Annotated in this window: 8 protein-coding genes; 1 reads left to right on the top strand and 7 read right to left on the bottom strand. The window is 45.3% G+C overall.

Features of this window, described 5'->3' with window-relative positions:
- Positions 1-4: 4 nt before the first annotated feature.
- Entirely contained in the window at positions 5-175 is a 171-nt protein-coding gene (locus QUA40_RS02505; protein WP_333121513.1) for a hypothetical protein, read from the bottom strand.
- Between the two features lie 834 nt (positions 176-1009).
- Here QUA40_RS02505 and QUA40_RS02510 point away from each other — a divergent pair.
- Positions 1010-3997 (top strand): PAS domain S-box protein, encoded by a 2988-nt coding sequence (locus QUA40_RS02510; RefSeq protein ID WP_333121515.1) that lies wholly within the window; start codon positions 1010-1012, stop codon positions 3995-3997.
- A gap of 108 nt (positions 3998-4105) precedes the next feature.
- Here QUA40_RS02510 and QUA40_RS02515 read toward each other — a convergent pair whose 3' ends face one another.
- The 6 genes from QUA40_RS02515 to QUA40_RS02540 all read right to left on the bottom strand — a co-directional run bounded on the left by QUA40_RS02515 (position 4106) and on the right by QUA40_RS02540 (position 19557).
- A complete protein-coding gene (locus QUA40_RS02515) occupies positions 4106-5875 on the bottom strand; it encodes an adenylate/guanylate cyclase domain-containing protein (RefSeq protein WP_333121517.1) in 1770 nt (589 codons plus the stop codon).
- Positions 5872-6267, bottom strand: coding sequence for a response regulator (locus tag QUA40_RS02520; protein WP_333121518.1), 396 nt, complete (start codon positions 6265-6267; stop codon positions 5872-5874). Before QUA40_RS02520 ends, QUA40_RS02515 begins: the two co-directional genes overlap by 4 nt.
- Before the next feature lie 462 nt (positions 6268-6729).
- Positions 6730-12210, bottom strand: coding sequence for an AAA family ATPase (locus QUA40_RS02525; protein WP_333121520.1), 5481 nt, complete (start codon positions 12208-12210; stop codon positions 6730-6732).
- Positions 12211-12335: 125 nt separating this feature from the next.
- Positions 12336-13019 carry a ribonuclease HII gene (locus QUA40_RS02530; RefSeq protein WP_333121559.1) on the bottom strand — a complete coding sequence of 228 codons (684 nt, stop codon included), beginning with the start codon at positions 13017-13019 and terminating at the stop codon, positions 12336-12338.
- 1 nt (position 13020) lies between these two features.
- Positions 13021-15375, bottom strand: a complete 2355-nt coding sequence (locus QUA40_RS02535; RefSeq protein ID WP_333121522.1) for an Rne/Rng family ribonuclease — start codon at positions 15373-15375, stop codon at positions 13021-13023.
- Positions 15376-16824: 1449 nt separating this feature from the next.
- Positions 16825-19557 carry a TIGR03960 family B12-binding radical SAM protein gene (locus QUA40_RS02540; RefSeq protein WP_333121524.1) on the bottom strand — a complete coding sequence of 911 codons (2733 nt, stop codon included), beginning with the start codon at positions 19555-19557 and terminating at the stop codon, positions 16825-16827.
- Positions 19558-19721 lie beyond the last annotated feature (164 nt).

Genomic DNA, 19721 nt, shown 5'->3' on the forward strand with positions numbered 1-19721 from the left:
AGTTCTAGTCAAATTTAGTCCGATCGAGCTTTGCGGCCAAACCGAGAATCGATCGGGATTTTACCAGACTTGCCGACCACATTTTGCGCGATCGGACCCAGATTTTTGCCCAAATGCCAACACCGCTACAGAATTTTTTCGCCCACAGCAGCAGAATATGAATTTTTTGATACAACAATTACCCTATTGTTGTGCCAACTTTACATATAAACCCCAGATCGTACAACTGCCAGCAGTCTGCTGTATTATCTATCAGCAATAATACTTAACAGTAACTCAGAGCACCCAAAGACCGATAAAAGTTTCCGACAGGAGTTGTGGAGAGCAAAAAATTTTAGACATTAGGGAGCCCCAGATTCATCTGTGGAGTCAATTCTTTAATCTCAAATCTCAAATCTCAAATCGATTGACAGCAAGGACAGCGAGCGTTTAGCTCTTGTATGCGGGTTAGTTGCCTCGGGTAAGAGTCGATCGTACTCTCACCCAAATCCTAAAAATAGAGTCTTGCGGTTGTAGAAGTTGCTGCCTTTTATTATTGTAACAACATCCTTGCTACTAACTTATTTCAGGGTATTCAACGGCTAATATATCCAGGGAGATTTCAAGGAGCAGGTTTTGCAACACCTGCACCGCAGGCAGATCGATATGCCCATGCGATCTTGACAGCCACTCAAGCCTCAAATAAATACCGGACCAACTAAATTTTTGGCAGCAACTACTAACAACTAACAGCCCAGTAGGACAGATGAATAAACACACTCGTCTCCGGCTGCGACACACCATCTTTCAGCCTAACTAACGGCTCAAATTTAACGTAAGTGTTCAGGGGGGTAACGAGAGAATAAGGGTTTCAGGCGATAAAATCACTTGACTTAGCCTCCTAAGTTCAAACTTAGGGGTTTAATAGTGTCCCAAACCCTATTAACTTCGTACCCCCCCTGAACACTTACAATTTAACAGTCGGTAGACCAAAATATTCAACTCACACACAAGAGCAGGGTATTCACAAGTGGGAAATCAAAAAGTAGAAAATAAAGCCATAGAATGCCTGAATGTCGCGGAGGCACTGCACCAAATGGAAGCCAAATATTATAGTATGTTTGAAAATGCTGTGTCGGGTATTTTTCAAACAACCCAATCCGGTCGCTACATCAGCGCTAACCCAGCTTTGGCGCGAATCTACGGATATAATTCCGCCGCAGAATTGATGGGCTGTCTGACTGATATTAGCGATCAGCTTTACGTCAATCCCGATCGGCGCGATCAGTTTGTTTCTGCTTTGCAAGAACAGGGCATAGTATCGGATTTTGAGTCGCAGATTTATCGCCGAGACGGAACAATAATTTGGATCGCTGAGAATGCGCGGGCTGTCTGCGGTGAAGCAGGGAAATTGCTCTACTACGAAGGTTTTGTAGAAGATATCACCCAGCGCAAGCAAGCTGAATCTGCACTTCGAGAAAGCGAAGAACGCCTGCGATTAATAATTGAAGGCGTTAAGGATTATGCTATATTTATGTTAGATCCTGATGGATATGTAGCTAGCTGGAATTCAGGTGCAGAACGCATTTTTGGATACAGAGCGCATGAAATAGTCGGCAATAATTCGGAGTGCTTTTTCACTAAAGAAGATCTTGAAATTGGCAAGCCCCAAGAAAAATTAATCAGGGCAGTGGCAGAAGGTCGATACGAAAATGAAGGCTGGCGGCTTCGCAAAGACGGATCGCGATTTTGGGCGAATATTATTGTTACTCCTTTGCGCGATGAAAGGGGAAAGTTGCAGGGCTTTTCTCAAGTAATGCAGGATATTACTGAGCAAAAGCGGGCGGCTGAGGAAAAGATGCAGTTGATTGCTTCTTTGCAGGCGTCGGAAAAAAAGTTTCGCACTTTGTACGAATCGACGACTGATGCGGTAATGCTACTAGACGAAGAGGGTTTTTTGGATTGCAATCCGGCTACTTTAAAGTTATTTGGATGCAGCACTGAGTCGGAGTTTTGCGGCAAGCATCCTGCAGAATTTAGCCCGACATTGCAACCTGACGGACAAGATTCTATGAGTCTTTATCAAGAGCGCATTAATACCGCTATGCGATCGGGAAATTGCCGTTTTGACTGGCGGCACTGTCGTTTGGATGGTTCTGAGTTTCCGGCGGAAGTGCTGCTAACTTCAATGGATATCGGCGGCAAAATAGGGCTGCAAGGCGTGGTGCGCGATATCACTTATCGGGTGCAGGCTGAGGAAGCTCTGAAGCAGGCTAATGAGGTATTGGAATGCCGGGTTAAAGAGCGGACAAGTCAGTTGGAAGAGGCTATTAAAAAGTTGAGTTTATCGGAAGAAAAGTTTTCTAAGGCTTTTCGATCGAGCCCAGATCCGATGATTATTACTACTTTTGCGGAAGGTCGTTTTATCGAAGTTAATGATAGTTTTTTGTCCATGACTGGTTACGATTTAGAAGAAACGACCTGGAATACAGTACCGGGGTTAAATATTTGGGTAAGGCCTGAAGACCGAGTTAATTTTAGGCGAAGTTTGCACGAACAAGGTGTTGTTCGCAATCAGGAGTGCGAGTTTCGGATGAAGTCGGGATCGCTGGTGGTGTGTTTGCTGTCAGCGGAATTGATTAATTTGGACGGCGAACTCTGTATGCTGGGGGTGATGACGGATATTACCGATCGCAAACACGCCGAAGAAGCCCTACGGGAAAGCCAGCGGGCCTTGGCGACGCTGATGAGCAATTTGCCGGGAATGGCCTACCGTTTTCGCAATGATGCCGATCGCAGTATGGAGTTTGTCAGCGAAGGTTGCTATCAGTTAGCTGGTTATTCTCCTGAAGAATTTATCGGCACTCGGCAAGTTTCTATATCGGAATTGACTCACCCGGACGATCGCGATAATTTGTGGAATGCTGTGCAAGTTGCCTTGCAAGAAAATCGACCCTATCAGCTAAATTACCGAATTACTTCTAAAAATGGCGAATTAAAATGGGTTTGGGAGCAAGGTTTGGGAGTGTTTTCCGACTCGGGAGAATTGATAGCTTTGGAAGGGTTAATTACTGATATTTCTGAGCAGAAACGCAGTGAAGAAGCTTTGCTGCGATCGCAAACAGAGTTAACCCAACAAAAACTTCAACTCGAAAATACTTTGCACGAATTGCAGCAAACTCAAGCGGTATTGATTCACACTGAGAAAATGTCTACTCTAGGTCAAATGGTAGCTGGTGTTGCTCACGAAATTAACAATCCCGTTAGCAGCGTCTGCGGCAATCTCGTTCACGTCGGCCACTACACGGAAGATTTGCTGAATTTGCTCGATATGTACCAGCAGCAATGCCCGCAGCCGCCGACAGCAATTCAAGATAAAATTAAGGATATCGAATTAGAGTTTCTGCTAGAAGATTTGCCGAAAGCGATGTCTTCGATGCAGGTTGGGGCCGATCGCATTAGGGAAATCGTGCGATCGCTCAGAAATTTCTCCCGTAAAGACGATTCTCAAATGAGCAAAGTTAACCTGCATGAAGGGATTGAAGGAACGCTGCTGATCCTGCAAAGCCGCCTGAAAGCCAGAGGCAACTATCCCGAAATTGCGGTAATTAAGGACTATGGAAATTTGCCTTTGGTTGAGTGTTATGCGGGGAAAGTCAATCAGGTATTTATGAATTTGATCGGAAATGCGATCGACGCGATCGAGGAATACAACGAAGGGCGTTCAGTTGACGAAGTAAAAGCTAACCGCAGCAAGATTAAAATTAGGACAGAAGTCCAAACCTCCAATGCTGTAATTAGGATTTCTGACAACGGCCCCGGTATGGCCGAAGAAGTTTCCCAGCAGTTATTCGAGGCTTTTTTTACCACCAAACCCGCCGACAAAGGCACCGGTTTAGGTTTGTCCATTTCCTACAAAGTTGTCCAAGAACACGGTGGCAAACTGAGCTGCGTGTCTGCACTCGGCCACGGAGCCGAGTTTATCATAGAATTGCCGATCGAACAAATTAGTCAGTAGTTATTAGTCAGTAGTCAGTAGTCATTAGTCATTAGTCATTAGTCAGTAGTCATTGGTTATTACTAAAAATCACCAACTGTCAACTGTCAACTGTCAACTGTCAACTAACTATTGACACCTTTCCCAATAAATTCGAGCCACCTTATCCCCCGGATTTTGCCGCACACAATCCGCAAAAAGTCCCGCAGCTTCCCTAAAACTATTCATATTGTACAAAGACAAAGCCTCAGTAAATAGTTCCATAGTCCCTAACTTCCCCGCTTTAACTTCCGGCCAATCCGCATCAAAAACTTCATAAACAGTCACCCATTCAGACTTACCCTTAACCTGAACTTTATCAATTACCCGAATTTCATAATCAGCCGGATTTGTCAAGCGCTCGAAAGTCTGCTGAGTAATTAACAGCGACACCCCATAATTTTTCGTCAAACTTTCAATCCGAGAAGCTAAATTAACCGCATCGCTAATCACAGTACCCTCCATCCGGCTTTTTCCACCCACTATACCCAGAATCAAAGAACCAGTATTGATTCCCACCCCAATCTGAACCGGCACATAACCCACAGTAGCGCGATCTCGATTGTATTCAGCAAGACTATGCAGCATGGCAATTCCCGCTTTCAAAGCATCATCCGCCCCCTCGCTAAACAAAGCCATGATTGCATCGCCAATATATTTATCAATAAACCCCTTATTTTTCACAATCAGCGGTTCCATTCGACTCAAATAAGAATTGATAAATTTGAAATTTTCTTCCGGTGTCATTTGTTCCGAAAGAGTAGTGAAATCGCGGATGTCAGAAAACAAAACTGACATTTCCAACTCTACCGCTTCTCCCAATTTAATATCAACAATACTGTCACATCCCAAGAAAGCTAAAAACTCATTGGGTACAAAGCGACTTGTCGCCTCCGCAATTTCTAATTCTGCCTCCAGTGAAATTTCCAAATTGCAATTGACCTCAAAGAGATCCTCAATGAACTTTTGGCGCTCTGCCTCAGCTTCTTGGCGTTCCGTGATATCTTGAAGAGTGTTGATAGCATAAACAATATTGCCTTGTTGATCGTAGATTGGAGTAGCAAATATTTCTAGGGGAATAACCTTGTCACCTTGGTGAACTTCTGCATCGTCAGCCGTAGCAATTTCTCCCTTCAACGCGCGCACGATGGGCAAATTCTCCGTAGGATACTTTTGATTTGTGCCTGCTTGATAGAGTTGATAAACCTCTGACAATTGCTGGGAACTCGTATTCGGCACAATTCCTTTACCAAATATCTCTTGTGCTTTCCGATTGATGTAGTAAGGTTTGCCGTCCGCATCCAGCACACCCACGCCAATCGGCATTGCTTCCAAAAACTGTGTCAACCGATTTTCATTTTCGTGTAGTTTAGCAATGAGTATAGTTTGCTGGCTGTTTAACTCGGCCAACTCCTGATTTATTTGCTGGAGTTGGACATTTTGTTGTGCGAGTTGTTTATCTTGAATATAACTATTTAGCGCTTCTCTAACCGTCAATTTCAAGTCTTCTGCTTGCCAAGGTTTGGTAATATAACGATATAAGTTTGCAGAGTTGATAGCATTGGTGATCGCCCCAATATCTGCTTGTCCTGTCAGCATTATTTTTATAGTTTTAGGCGAAATTAGATGAGCCTGTTTTAACAGCTCATCTCCCTTCATATCAGGCATAATGTGGTCGGAAATAATTAAAGGAATTTCATCCCCATCCTCTAGCAATTCTTCAATTAACTCTAATGCCTCTTGCCCACCTTCGGTAATTTCGATTATATAATCATTGCCAACAGCCTCTTGCAGTTCTGCTTTGAGGCTCCTGAGTACAGTTTTCTCATCATCAACACAGATAATTACCTGTTGGCTCATAGTTTAGATAAACCAGATTTTATAGTTTCTAGCAACTCGGATTCCAACCAAGGTTTAGATAAGCAAGAATGGAGATTAGCCTGTTTTTGGGCTCGGTCAATTGCTACTTCATCCGCTTGACCAGTCAGCATAATTTTAATAACATTGGGGTATTCATTGTGAATGCGAATCAGCAGCTCATCTCCCTTAATACCGGGCATCAACCAATCCGAAATAATCATAATAACGTGGATTTCTTCGTCATAGAGTTCGCTAATTAGATCTAACGCCTCCTCAGCATCTTCGGCTCCTTCGTAGGTGTAGGCATTCCCAAATTCTGCTGCTAGCTGCGTCCTGAGACTGTCTAATACCATTCTCTCATCGTCAACGCACAAAATAACTGGTTTAGACATCTATTTCCCCCTTTTTTAATTGTTATTAGTAGCAAAACTAGCAAAAGTAGTAAAGTGTATTAGTAGACCCCATCTTATCTTAAGATGTCACACGTCAACTGCTCGCCAAATCCTCTTGCCCTCCCCAGTAGCCGAAACCAAGCAATTGATATGCGTAAGCATAACGCATTGTAGTGCTGTTTTACATCCGTTTCCCGTGGAATCGAAGTTATGGGCATCAAAACACTTTAACTTTTAAAATCCTCCCACTTGAGTAGATTGCAGGTTGGGTGTAACTGACATCTTGCACCATTCTCAAGAACAGGCAAGATGCCTGTTCCAGAAGAGATGAATTTTTTTGTAGAACAGGCCGGAAAGCCTGTTCATAAAAGGTTTATTGACAATGGTGCAAGATGTGAGGTGTAACCAAGTAAAATCCGACCGACTTACTACCTTATATCGTTTGCGAGATCCTTGACCTGCTTATACAGTGCTCATTGGTAGGGAAACATTAAATGTAGTTTTGCCAGGAATTGATTCCACTTCAATTTTTCCCTGATGCTTGTCAACAATCTTCTTCACAATATCTAGTCCCAATCCGCTGCCTTCTCCTGCGGGCTTAGTAGTAAAAAACGGGTCAAATATTTTCCCTTTTATCTCTTCTGATATCCCTTTGCCACTGTCGCTAATGCTAATCTTAGCCTGGTCATCTTGAGCCGTTAACTCAATTGTTAACGTACCTCGATAATCCATTGCTTGCAAACCATTGTGAATTAAATTCGTCCAAACTTGATTTAGTTCGTCGGGATAGCACAGTATCGGCGGGATTTCGGCATAGTTTTTGATGACCTCCACTCCCTGTTTGAGTAGATTTTGATAGAGGGTTAAGATTGTTTCAATACCTTCTTTAATACTGGCTGCTGTTTTTTCGCCCGACTGTTCGTAGCGGGCATAAGTTTTTAAGGCAAAAACTACTTTTGATGCTCTGTCTGTGGCTGTGTTGATAGTAGCGAGGCCTCTTTTTAATTCGGAAAGTTTGTAGGCGATTTCTAAGAGGTGCAAACTATCGGCTCTTTGCAACAAAGGGACAAAGGCATCTATTTCAGTATAAACGCCCATGATCACTAGGCGATCGGCTACGGTATCGCCACTTTCAATTCCTAATTCTTCCAGTTGGCTTCTCAAAGCTCTCTTCAATTTGCGTTCTTCTTTGGTTGATAAGCTTGCTTCTTGTTCGAGGGAACGCTGGAGTAAACTCAAGAAATTCTCTGCTTCTTGTGGGGAGAGAGATTGAAAAAGTGCCGGCAACTGTTCTAAAGTTTGATTCAAGAACTTAGAAACATTTCCTGCCGAGGAGCGAATTGCACCCAGGGGAGTGTTAACTTCGTGAGCAACTCCTGCCACAAGTTGTCCTAAAGCTGCCATTTTCTCTGATTGAATCAATCCTTCTTGGGTGGCTTCGAGATTGCTTAAAGCTTGTGATAATTCTTGAGTGCGTTCTTCTACTTTTGCTTCTAAGTTGGTATAGAGTTGGGCATTTTCGATCGAGATGGCAGCTTGGGAGGACAAGACTTTTAACAGGGCTAATCTGTCGGGAGTAAATGCACCTGTTACCAGGTTATTTTCTAAGTAAATTATTGAAATAAGCTGATTTTGTTTGAGCAGAGGAACGCATAGGATTGATTTAGTTTTATGTGCCTTTATATAAGTGTCATTAGTAAATTTACCTTCACGAGTAGCATCATTTAAAACAACATCTTTGTGAGTGCGACTTACATAATTAATCACTGATAGTGACAGTAAATGACTGCTCTCCACTGGGATTAACTGCAATAAATTAATGCTGTCGCCATCAACTGCACCGGATGCTTCAATGAGTAGTTTACCATGAGATTCCAACAACAAGTACCCCACCTGTGCGCCAGCATTCTCAATCATAATTTTCATTAAGTTTCGGAGTAATTTCTCTAGCACAATTTCACCAGCAATGGCTTGAGAAGCTTTGATAACTGTCGCTAAATCTAAAGCTGTACCCGCTCCTGTAGTAGTGTGAGTAGTGGCGATGCTCGTGCCTGTGTTTTTACCAATAGTCGCCGCAGATTTAACCTGTAATTGTGGATATCTTGCTTCTAAATTCTCAACTTTTGCCCTAGCTTGCCAGCGAGTATAGCCGTAGTGTGCTCCTTTGAGATAGGTTTGGGCAATCTCCTCCATACCACTTGCCAGATAAAATTCTGCTGCTAACTCATAGGCTAAAGCTTCATATTGAATATATCCGCTGTCTCTTGCTCCTTTAATCGCTCGATCGTAAAGTTTTGCTGCTTGCCAATTATCTCCCAATACTCGCGCTGTTTCAGCTTCTACTAGGTCGTATTTATGCTGGAAATTGAACGGGGCAAGCTCTGCCCATTGCTTCATTTGCTCCTGGTTTAATTCGACTCGCTCCAAGTTTTCCATGAGTTGGGGAGAATACTGAGCGAGCAGGGCAAGAGAATAGTAGAAGTTATGCAGAGCAACATACATAAATCCCATGATAGAATCTATGTATTCTGCGGCTGCGATCGCATTTTTTACGGCCCCGGCACAGTCTTTGAATAAGTAAGAAAGATTTAGTTTGGCGAGGTAAACCAAACAAAGCAGCGTGCGGTTATTCGTGGCTAGCAAACGGGGAATTATTTCCTCCTCGTTAAAGCTTTCGCCCAGCAAACTAGATGGGGTGGCAGTTGTTTCCAAAAGATTTAAGGTAACTTGCCGCCAGATATTAGTTTGGTAGAGAGCATATTCCTGTTTAAGCTTCGATAATTGTTCGCAGGATTGCTGCATTTTTGAGGCGACACATTCTAGTTCTTCTCCCGTCAAAAATAGGGTGACGCAATAAGCTTTAATACAATAACAGGCGTACTCATTGTCTCCTGTATCCAGTCCGCTTTTACTTCCCTCTAGGAGCAGAGAAAGACTGCTTTTTTCGGGGTCTTTCCAGTGCTTAACGAAAGAACAAAATAAGTTATAAACTTTGGCTTTTAGTTCTGTAGCATGATATATATTTACTAGCTTTAATGCCAATTGTCCGGCGTGATATCCCGTTTCTATGTTGCCTTTTGCCGAACAGATAACAGCATACCCAACATAAGCATAAGCAGCCAAGGCTGAATAACCTTTTTGAATTGTCAAGTTAACCATAGTCAACATAATTAACACTAAAACTCCGGGTTTCGCAAATAAAGCTGACGGAGAAATAGACATCAAAATCCGCATGGCTGCTAGTTGAGCAGCGTCAGTCATTTCCGGGAAGCTTTCTAAGTCCATCAGTGTTGGCAGCTCTATGTTACTATCTTCTCCTGTGGATAGAGAAATTTCCAGTAATTTCAATGCTTCTAAACCAGTTTCTATTGCTTTAAGTGGCTGGTTTTGAGCGGTATAAATTTGCACTTTAAGTTCGTAAGCTTTTACCCTGTCTAGCTGATTTTTTGCTCGTTCCAAGATAACTTCAGCTAATGTTTCTGCCTGGTGAAATTTGGTGTTTAAATATTGACATTGTACAGTTTCTTGATAGAGATTTAGGGTTAATTCATACTGCGTTCGCCAGCTTTCTTCGGTTAACAGGCTTAACCCTGTCTTCAAATATTCAACCGCCGCAGTATAAGCCGTCGCTGCTTTGGCTTTCTGGCCGGCTATCAAATTTAGTTGGGCAATTTCGTTTCCCTCTTGTTGATGGGTTAGTAGGGGCTCTACTGCCGTGCTTGCCCCTACCCCAAGATTGAGATGATCGACAATTTCAAATATTTTTTTTGATCGTGTTTCCGGCGAACTATTCTTTAGCAACAAACGACCAATTTGTAAATGGATGGCTTGTTTTTCTGATTCGTCAATCAAAGAATAAGTTGCTTGTTGGATGCGATCGTGTCCAAATTTATAGTTTTGAATTAAAAGTTGACTATCTAATTCTGAGATAGTAAGAATTAACTCAGCATGAATGGCTTTTTTCAGAGCATAGAAAATTTCAGCGGGGGAACGATCGCAAATAATTGATAAAGTGTTTAAGTCAAACTCTGAACCTATACAAGCTGCAAAACGCAATACCTGCTGAGCGGTTGACGGCAATTTTTTGAGTTTGGTAATCATTAATTCTACCACATTGTCAGTAATTGCCCTCGCCTCAATCTGAACAATATCCCAGTGCCAAGTGCGATCGATAAAATCGAAGCTTAGCAGGTTTTCAGCATATAACGTTTTCAACAATTCACTGACAAAAAAAGGATTGCCCCGGGTTTTTTTCAGGATTAATTCTGCTAAAGCTCGAACCGAAAAACCATCGCATTGTAACGTATCAGCAATCAATTCATTGATATGTTCTTGCGCTAAAGGTACAAGGGTAATCTGGTTGACGACCGATACTTGCTCAGAGCGGATTGCTTCCAGAGTCACCATCAAGGGATGGGTGGAATTGACTTCGTTGTCTCGATAAGCTCCAATCAAAAATAGATATTGGGTATCTGCATCTGCCATCATCAGTTGGATTAATTTGAGGGTGGCAGTATCTGCCCACTGCAAATCGTCCAGAAAAATGACTAAAGGATGCTTTTTTGAGCAAAATACCCGAATGAAATTGCCACAGATAAGATTAAAGCGATTTTGCGATTCAATGGCGCCTAATTCCGGCAATGTCGGCTGTTTGCCCACAATCAATGCAACTTCGGGAATTACATCAATAATGATTTGACCGTTAGCACCAAAAGCAGCTAATAATTTTTCTCGCCATTGATTAAGCTGTTCTTCGCTTTCGGTCAATAATTGTCGCACTAATCCCGAGAAAGCACTGACAAGAGCAGAGTAAGGAATATTACGCTGAAATTGGTCGAACTTTCCAGCGATAAAATAGCCTCTAGCCTTGGTTATCGGTTTATAAACCTCGGATACCAGTGCTGATTTGCCGATGCCAGAATAACCAGCAACCAGCATTAATTCTTTACAGGATTGCTGATTATTTTCAGTTTTGCTAACTCTATCGAAGGCTGCTAGTAAATCTGCAACTTCTGCCTCACGTCCGTAAAGTTTCTGGGGAATTTGGAACTTGTCGCAAATATCTTGACTGCCAAGGGGGAACGATTCTATTTTGCCCTTTGTCTGTGACTGGTTCAAACATTTTTCTAAATCTGCTTTGATTCCGCAGGCACTTTGATATCGCTCCTCGGCTGTTTTTGCCATCAGTTTGAGTACGATATCAGAAATAATTTGGGGAATTTCTGGATTAACCTGATGCGGCGGTACGGGTTGTTTAGCCATGTGGCAATGTACCAACTCCAAAGCATCGTCAGCGACAAATGGAAGTTGTCCGGTGAGGAGTTCGTAGAAGGTAACGCCCAAAGAGTAAAAGTCGGTTCGATAATCGAGAGAACGGTTCATCCTTCCAGTTTGTTCTGGAGAAATATAGGCTAATGTACCTTCTAAAATATTGGGGTTTTTTAGGGTAGGATTTTCACGGGTGAAGACGGTAGCAATGCCAAAATCGATAATTTTGACTTGCCCGGTTTCTGGATTTAGCAGGATATTGGCGGGGTTAATGTCTTTGTGGATAACTTTGGCACCATGAATTTGAGCCAAAATCTCTGCTGTTTGAATAGCGATGCGGAGGAAGTGCTGTAAAGATGAAATATTTGGGGTTTCTACAGGGTTATCCTTCAACATTTCTAAAGAAGTGCCGCCATAATCTTCAAAGATAATGACTAGGGTTCTTTGATACTCATGTAGGCTATAAACTTTGACGAATCCTTCGATATTGTTGAGATTGCAAGTAATTTCGTATTCCTGCTTGTAGCGGGTAAGTTCAGCAGGATCGGGATAATCTTGCTCGAGCATTTTGAAGATAACAAGTTGATTGTCCTGTTCGCGAATGCCTCGATAAACCGTTGAATTTGGGCTTTCGTAAATTCGATCTAGAATCTCGTAGCCTTCAATTTTTAACATTTTGGGTGATTTTTATAATGTTAATTTTTATGTAAGGTATAGTAATCTGCACCCTCTTGAACAGTCGCTTTTTTTGAGCGGAATTATGTCTATTTAACCTGACTTGTATTATTGACTACAACTAGCTATCTTCGACAAGGGCTAAATGATAATCGGTGAAAAGCCGATCGCCCGCAACGTTCCAAAGCTAATTTATGTTTAGCTGTACCATATCCTTTGTTATTTGTCAAGTCATATTCAGGATACTTAATAGCCATCCGCAGGATTAATTCATCGCGCCAAACTTTCGCCACAATACTAGCAGCAGCAATCTGAATCGATCGCGCATCACCCTTGATCATCGTCTCTTGCTCGATCGCCAAATTGGGAATCCTTTGATTGCCATCAACCAAACACAAATCAGGCTGAACATTCAGCTTCAAAATCGCCCGTTTCATAGCCAACAAAGAAGCCTGCAAAATATTGAGGCGATCGATCTCCCGCACCGAAGCCGCACCAATTTGACAGTCAACCGCCACAGCCCGGATTTTCACAGCTAACCGACTCCGGGCTGCGGCACTCAACTGCTTGCTGTCGCGCACCCCGCAACTTGCTAATTCATCGAGAACTTCGTCGGGCAAAATGCAGGCCGCAGCCACCACCGGCCCGAACAAAGCACCTCGTCCGACTTCATCCACACCCGCAATTACCAGAGCGTTCGAGGGAGAGGGGGAAAGGGGAAGATGGAAAGATGGGAAGAGAGTAAAAATTTCTACTTCTTCCTTCTTCGCTCTTCCCTCTGACTTCTTCCCTCTTCCCTCTGACTTCATATCACTCATCCACAACGGCTGACGAGCGGCGGCGGCGGCGACGGTTGATAGCAGGCTCCTCGGGTTCGCTGGGTTCGCTGGGTTCGCTGGGTTCGCTGGGTTCGCTGGATTCGCTGGGTTCGATCGGCTCATTGAGTTCTATCGGCTCATTGAGTTCTATCGGCTCATAGGATTCTATCGGCTCATAGGATTCTATCGGCTCATAGGATTCTATCGGCTCATAGGATTCGCCCATCACATCGCTGGGTTCCTCAATCTGATCAAAATCATCAGTTTCGTCGATCAAACTCTCGCCATAAATTGGGGCATCATCATCATCATCATCCTCAGAAAAAACCGGCTCAACTACCGACCTTTCTGGATAATAATCCCGTTCCTCAACATTCTGTGCAGGCGTCGTCGCTTCAAATTCAAATTCGAGCTGCTCGAAAGGCGGCTTGTTCGGGGCCGCTCCCGGGAGAGTCACCGAAACGATCGCATTTTTAGGATTTTTCACGCTGCGATCAGTAAGCACCAAAGGAGAAACCCCCATCAGAGCATAAACATCCTGCTCCTCCGCCGTCATTTCCACCGAAATCATCTCTGGAGGCTCCACCATCGGCTTCATCAACTCAGACTTAGCCGGACGCACGCGATCGAAATCCTCGCGCCTGCCAACAGTCGCCATATTCACCAGCCCGAAGCCCTCCGACGCCGCCCGGATGCCGGGAGGTGCCAAATACTCAGAGCGCGTATCCGCGACGGGCGCACTCGAAGTATTCGGCAGCCGCAACTTGCTGCGTACCGGTTCCTCCTCCGCCGGGAGAGCAAAAGGCTCTTCACCAATCCGGCGGCGACGGCGCCGTCTAGTTCCGTTCCCCAAATCCTGATAGCTGGGATGGTTGAGCAAGTCCAAAGGCGATGCGTTGCTGCCGGTCTCAAAATCCAAACTTTCGCTTTGAGGTTCCCAAGCAGCCCGAGCAGGTTCGGGGGGGCGTTCTTCCCGCACCGGGGCAGGAGTTGCAGCAGCCACAGGCGTCAAGCTGCGGCGTTCCAATCCTTCGGGCAAATTCAACAAAACACGGTTCGACGTAGCAACGGTGCGATCGCCCGATTCCCGCACCGCTGCGGCGAAGTCTTCTTCTCCGGGCAAGTGCACCAGATGACCCAACCCGCTGCAAGTCGGACAACTGTGGCCGAACAACTCGTAAATATTTTGACCTTGACGCTTGCGGGTCAGTTCTACCAGTCCCAATTCCGACAGTTGAGCGATTTGCGGTCGAGCTTTGTCAGCTTTGAGAGCTTTATTGAAATGTTCCAGCACCTGCAACTGATCGCGGCGGGATTCCATGTCAATAAAGTCAACAATAATCACCCCGGCAATATTGCGTAACCGCAGTTGTCTAGCAATTTCCGTTGCTGCTTCGCAATTTGTCCAGAGTACCGTTTCCCTCGCCGTCGCCGATCGAGTAAACGAGCCAGAGTTGACATCGATCACCGTCAGCGCCTCAGTCGGCTCGATAATCACATAGCCACCCGAAGGCAAATCAACCCTTGGTCTGAGGGCTTCTCGAATCGCAGCATTAACGCGGAAAAATTCTAAAATCGAGGTGCGCTCTCGGTGGTGGTCGATCAAAACTCCCGCAGGAAGTTTACCGCCGTTCCAGCTCATCAACTGCTGCTTCACCCGCTTAATTCCATTTTGCGAGTCCACCACAATCCGATTCACGTCACCGCTGAACATATCTCGCAGCACGCGCTGGATAAAATCGTCATCCCGGTTGAGCAGTGCCGGCGCCCGCGAAGTACCGCCTTCGAGTTGAACTGCTTCCCACTGTTTTTGGAGGACTTCCAAATCTTCCATGATCGCTTCTTCGGTCATCCCTTCAGCTTCAGTGCGTACCAGCAGCCCCATCCCTGCCGGTTTCACCAAAATAGCCAGGGCTCTGAGGCGGTTGCGCTCGGCTTCCGACTTGATCCGCCGCGAGAGATTGACTCCCCTGCCGTAGGGCATCAGTACCAAATAGCGGCCCGGCAGGGTAATGTTGCCTGTCAGCCGGGGGCCTTTGCTGCCCGTCGGTTCTTTCATTACCTGTACCACCACTTTCTGCTGGGGGGTCAGGAGTTCTGTAATTGCTCCTGCCGAGCGTTTAAGGCGCAGCGGGCCGAGGTCTGTGACGTGCATAAACCCGTTACGTTCTGGGTCGCCAATATTGACGAAGGCCGCATCTATCCCAGGGAGTACATTTTCAACAATTCCCAAGTAAATGTCACTGACTTGGTGGCTGCCTGTGGCTACCACAAGTTCTTGGATTTGATCTTCTGAAAAGACGGCAGCAATGCGATGCTGCTCTGCTATAACTATCTGCTTTGTCATTCAATTTCCTCAAAAAACTGGCAGCAAGTTAGAGACACTTACGCACAAAAGTGTTTCTGACTTTGACTGTAATTAGTAGTAGCTTGAAGAGTTATGAGCTGTGAGTTGGTGCAGGGAGGAAGGAAATTTAACTGTTGACCGTTCACTGTTAACTGTTGACTGTTCAGTGTTAACTGTTACAGATAAAGTAGTTAAACCCGCCCGTACATAGTTATGAGTTATGCTCAGCAGATAAATCTGAGAGAGAGAAATAAGGAGGCTTTTATCGAGTTAGCAATATTGAGATTTGAGTTGAGAATTGCGAAATCAATACTCAAAATTCAACACTTACAACTCTTCCTTTGAACTCAGCGAATAAATTCATTGACACCGTACCAATTTCTTAACACACAACTTAACACTACGAACTGATAACTCCGCTTGCGTTGTGGTAGAGGGCTGGTTTTGAGCGAAAGTAGGTAGGAGTGAAAGCGCCTAGACTTTTGTTGAATTCTTGTGCGATCGCACTCAACATACCCCAGTTTGGCATTCGACTGCAACCTTCGCCCCGGCCAACCCTAAAACCTCGTCAGTCGATTTTAGATTTTAGATTTTAGATTTACTCCACAGATGAATCTGGGAGAGTGAAATTTAGTCTAAAATCTAAAATTTTGGTTCTCCACGAATTAAGTCGGGGGCTTATTTCCGTTTTTTTACGGCTCAGTCGATTTTAGATTTACTCCACAGATGAATCTCGGAGATTGAACTAGAGTCTAAAATCTAAAATTTTTGGTTCTCCACGAATTAATTCGGGGGCTTATTTCCGTTTTTTTGACGGGTCAGTCGATTTTAGATTTTAAATTTTAGATTATAGATTTTAGATTTACTCCACAGATGAATCTGGGAGATTGAACTAAAGTGTAAAATCTAAAATTTTTGGTTCTTCACGACTTAAGTCGGGGGCTTATCTGCGTTTTTTGACGGGTCAGTCGATTTTAGATTTTAGGTTTTAGATTTTAGATTTACTCCACAGATGAATCTGGGAGCTGGAACTTTAATCTAAAATCTAAAATTTTTGGTTCTCCACGACTTAAGTCGGGGGCTTATCTCCGTTTTTTGACCCGTCAAAAACATCTATTGTTGAATACCCGCTCTGCGGTTTGAACCGTGAGATTTTTGAATAAGCCGACCACCGACAACCAGTCGATCGATCGAAATTAATCGCTAAATTTGGTTCAGACCCCGCTCCTGCGGGTTTGGCGCTAGATTTAGCCCGTGAATGTACAACAAAAAGGCTTGAAGTCTTGAACAGAAGCAATTTGCACCCAGCCCGCGTTGCTGGTTGACTCTTAGCGACGAGCGACGAAAGCGCTCGAGCCGCCGAGGCTTCCATAACAAGCGATTATAGCGTGAAACGACACATCCCGATCGAGAGCCGAAGGTGAAATATTCCACCACAGCTTCCCTATCTTAACCATAACCCAGGATTAGCTGACTACGCTCAACCTGCAGAAGCTGAATTTCCTGCTGGCTGACTTGTTCGAGCATGAACACAATATGTTCTGGCTTGAGCAAGTTGCCGTCGCTGCGACAACTGCCGGTAAAGCGCAAGACGGCTCTACCTTCGGATGTAGCACTCCTAGCAGAGGTGCTGCTGTCTGGTTTCTGGTCTACAAGTTCTAGTTTGTGCAGCCTTTCGCGCAAATTGACATCCTGCGTCTTTCCCGACTTAGTAGTATGCACCCGCCAAAAAGCCTCGGTTTCGGCGATCGTCTTGACCCAAGCTTCCCAGTTGGTATCAGGAGCCAGGGAGACAGGAGCAACATTTTCCCGGTCTAATTCGCCATTTTCTGTCAACGAGCCTGCGGAGGCGACAGTAATTACGTACTCCGCTGCTTCTAACAACTGGTTAGCAGAAGGAGCCTTGAGATCGATCGACTCAACCTTGTAAATCGGAATATTTTCCGGCAGCTTAGCGGCCAGCTTTTCCCGAAAACTCTCAATATCGATCGACTCAGTGAGCTCAAAGTCGGCAATTTCCCCAGTGCTGGTAACGCCCAGAGGCAGAGCATTTGCCAGAGAAATCCGAGGGTTCGGGTGAAACCCGCCGGTAAACGAAATCGGCAAATCGGCTCTGCGGACTACTCGATCGAACAATCGGATCAAATCCAAATGACCAACCAAAGCCATATCGCCCACCTTCCCGAACCAAACCCGAAAACGCTGTTTCCGATCCGTATTCGGCACGAACTCCCCAGCAAACTCTGGAATTGGCAGCGCATCCACAACCACATTGTGTCCGAAATCGGTGCCGCAAACCCCGCAGCGCGAACACCCTTCAAAGGAACAGTCGGGAACCGTCGCTGCTTCTAAAGCCTTTTGCAAGTCTATTTTCAGCCAGTTTTTGTCAATTCCCGTATCCAGATGATCCCACGGTAAAGGTTGATCCAGTAGGGGCGGTGTCCCCGTGCCCGCCCTCGCCGTTAAATTCATCCGTGTATCCGTGTCGTGTTCCTCTTCCCGATCAAAAAGATTCCACTCGCCGCTTTCGACTTGGCGGTATTTCCAGGTAAGGCCCGACTCATCGATCGCCTGAGTCCAAGCTTTGTAAGCCTGATCCAAGCTTTCCCACCACGCATCCATACCCGCGCCAAGTTCCCAAGCGCGGCGGACTACAGCGCCCAAACGCCGATCGCCCCGTCCGACAAAATCCTCCATTGCCGAAATCCGCACATCAGTGTAATTCACCTTGACGCCCCGCATCCCCCGAAATTCTCCCTTCAGGAGTTTTTGCTTGCGGGAAAACTCAGCAGTAGAAACCGAGTGCCACTGAAAAGGAGTGTGAGGCTTAGGCGTAAAATTAGAAATTGTCAAATTAAAATTCAGTCCCCGTCGGCCCTGTAGCCTGCATTCCCTGTGCAGCCAGCGGACTGTTTCGGCGATGCCCAAAACATCAAAATCTGTTTCTCCGGGCAAACCGATCATAAAATACAGCTTGATTTTATCCCAGCCCCGATCGACCGCAGTTTTGACACCCCGCAGCAATTCTTCGTTGGTCAAACCTTTGTTAACGATGTCGCGCATCCGCTGAGTACCAGCTTCCGGCGCAAAAGTCAAACCACCTTGTCGCGTACCGCCGAGAATGTCGGCAATATTATCGTCAAATCTGTCAACCCGCTGGCTAGGTAGAGACAGAGAAATATTTTTATCTTTCAGGCGATTTTTGATTTCCATCCCTACTGCTGGAAGTGCCAGATAGTCGGAACAACTGAGGGAAAGCAGGGAAAATTCGCTGTGCCCGGTGGCTTGCATCCCCTGTTCGATCGCCTCTACGACTTGCTGCGGTTCGACATCGCGCGCGGGGCGAGTCAGCATTCCCGGCTGACAGAAGCGACACCCGCGAGTGCATCCCCGGCGGATTTCTACTGTCAGTCTGTCGTGTACTGTCTGGACGTAGGGAACCAGGCCGATCGAATAAGCTGGTATGGGAGTTGCCACGCGGCGAAGAATTCGTTCTGGAACTTGCGGGCGGTTGGGATGAACAGAACCGTCGGCCGCCATATCGTAGAATTGCGGGACGTAGACGCCTGGAATTTGCGCTAAATCTAGCAGCAATGCTTCTCGGCTCAAATTATTTGTTTTGCCTTCTGCCAAAATCAAGCCAATTTCTGGCAGCAATTCTTCTCCATCTCCCAAAGCGATGAAGTCAAAAAAGTCAGCGTAGGGTTCGGGATTGGATGTTGCTGTTTGCCCGCCAGCAAAAATCAGCGGCATTTGACCGTTTTGGTCATTTGTCGCTCTTTCTTTCCAAGTTAGGGGAATGCCGGCTAAATCCAGCATTTCCAGAATGTTTGTTGCTCCGAGTTCGTAGCTGAGGCTGAAGCCCAGAATATCAAATTCTGTGAGCGATCGCCTCGATTCTACGGCAAACAGCGGAGTTTTGGTCGATCGCAGTTTTGCTGCCAAGTCTGGTGCGGGCAAATAAGCTCGATCGCACAACTGTCTCGGCCCTGCGTTCAAAATGTTGTAAAGGATGATGTGTCCCAGATTGGAAGCACCAACTTCATAAACTTCTGGGTAAGTGAGCACCCAGCGCACCAACGCCCCGTCCCAAGGCTTGTGCGTAGACCCCAATTCGTTGCCCAGATAACGAGCAGGCTGATTAATGTCTGCTGTAAGTAATTCTTCGACTTTTACTGCCACGGCTCGACTCGCTCTCATATTTGCGACTCTTAAGCAGCCTACCTTAAAATCTGCCAACACGCCAACGGCACTCAGTCAATTTTAGATTTGAGATTTTCGATTGAAGAATTGACTTGCAGCATTGAATCAAAGGAGCTGGAACAAAAGTCTAAAATTTTGGGAGC

Source organism: Microcoleus sp. Pol11C3 (assembly GCF_036701485.1).
Classification (GTDB): domain Bacteria; phylum Cyanobacteriota; class Cyanobacteriia; order Cyanobacteriales; family Microcoleaceae; genus Microcoleus.

Bases quoted from the DNA above. Each gene is read 5' to 3' on its own strand.
- QUA40_RS02530 (WP_333121559.1), bottom strand. From the start codon at position 13,019: ATGAAGTCAGAGGGAAGAGGGAAGAAGTCAGAGGGAAGAGCGAAGAAG.
- QUA40_RS02535 (WP_333121522.1), bottom strand. From the start codon at position 15,375: ATGACAAAGCAGATAGTTATAGCAGAGCAGCATCGCATTGCTGCCGTC.
- QUA40_RS02525 (WP_333121520.1), bottom strand. From the start codon at position 12,210: ATGTTAAAAATTGAAGGCTACGAGATTCTAGATCGAATTTACGAAAGC.
- QUA40_RS02515 (WP_333121517.1), bottom strand. From the start codon at position 5,875: ATGAGCCAACAGGTAATTATCTGTGTTGATGATGAGAAAACTGTACTC.
- QUA40_RS02520 (WP_333121518.1), bottom strand. From the start codon at position 6,267: ATGTCTAAACCAGTTATTTTGTGCGTTGACGATGAGAGAATGGTATTA.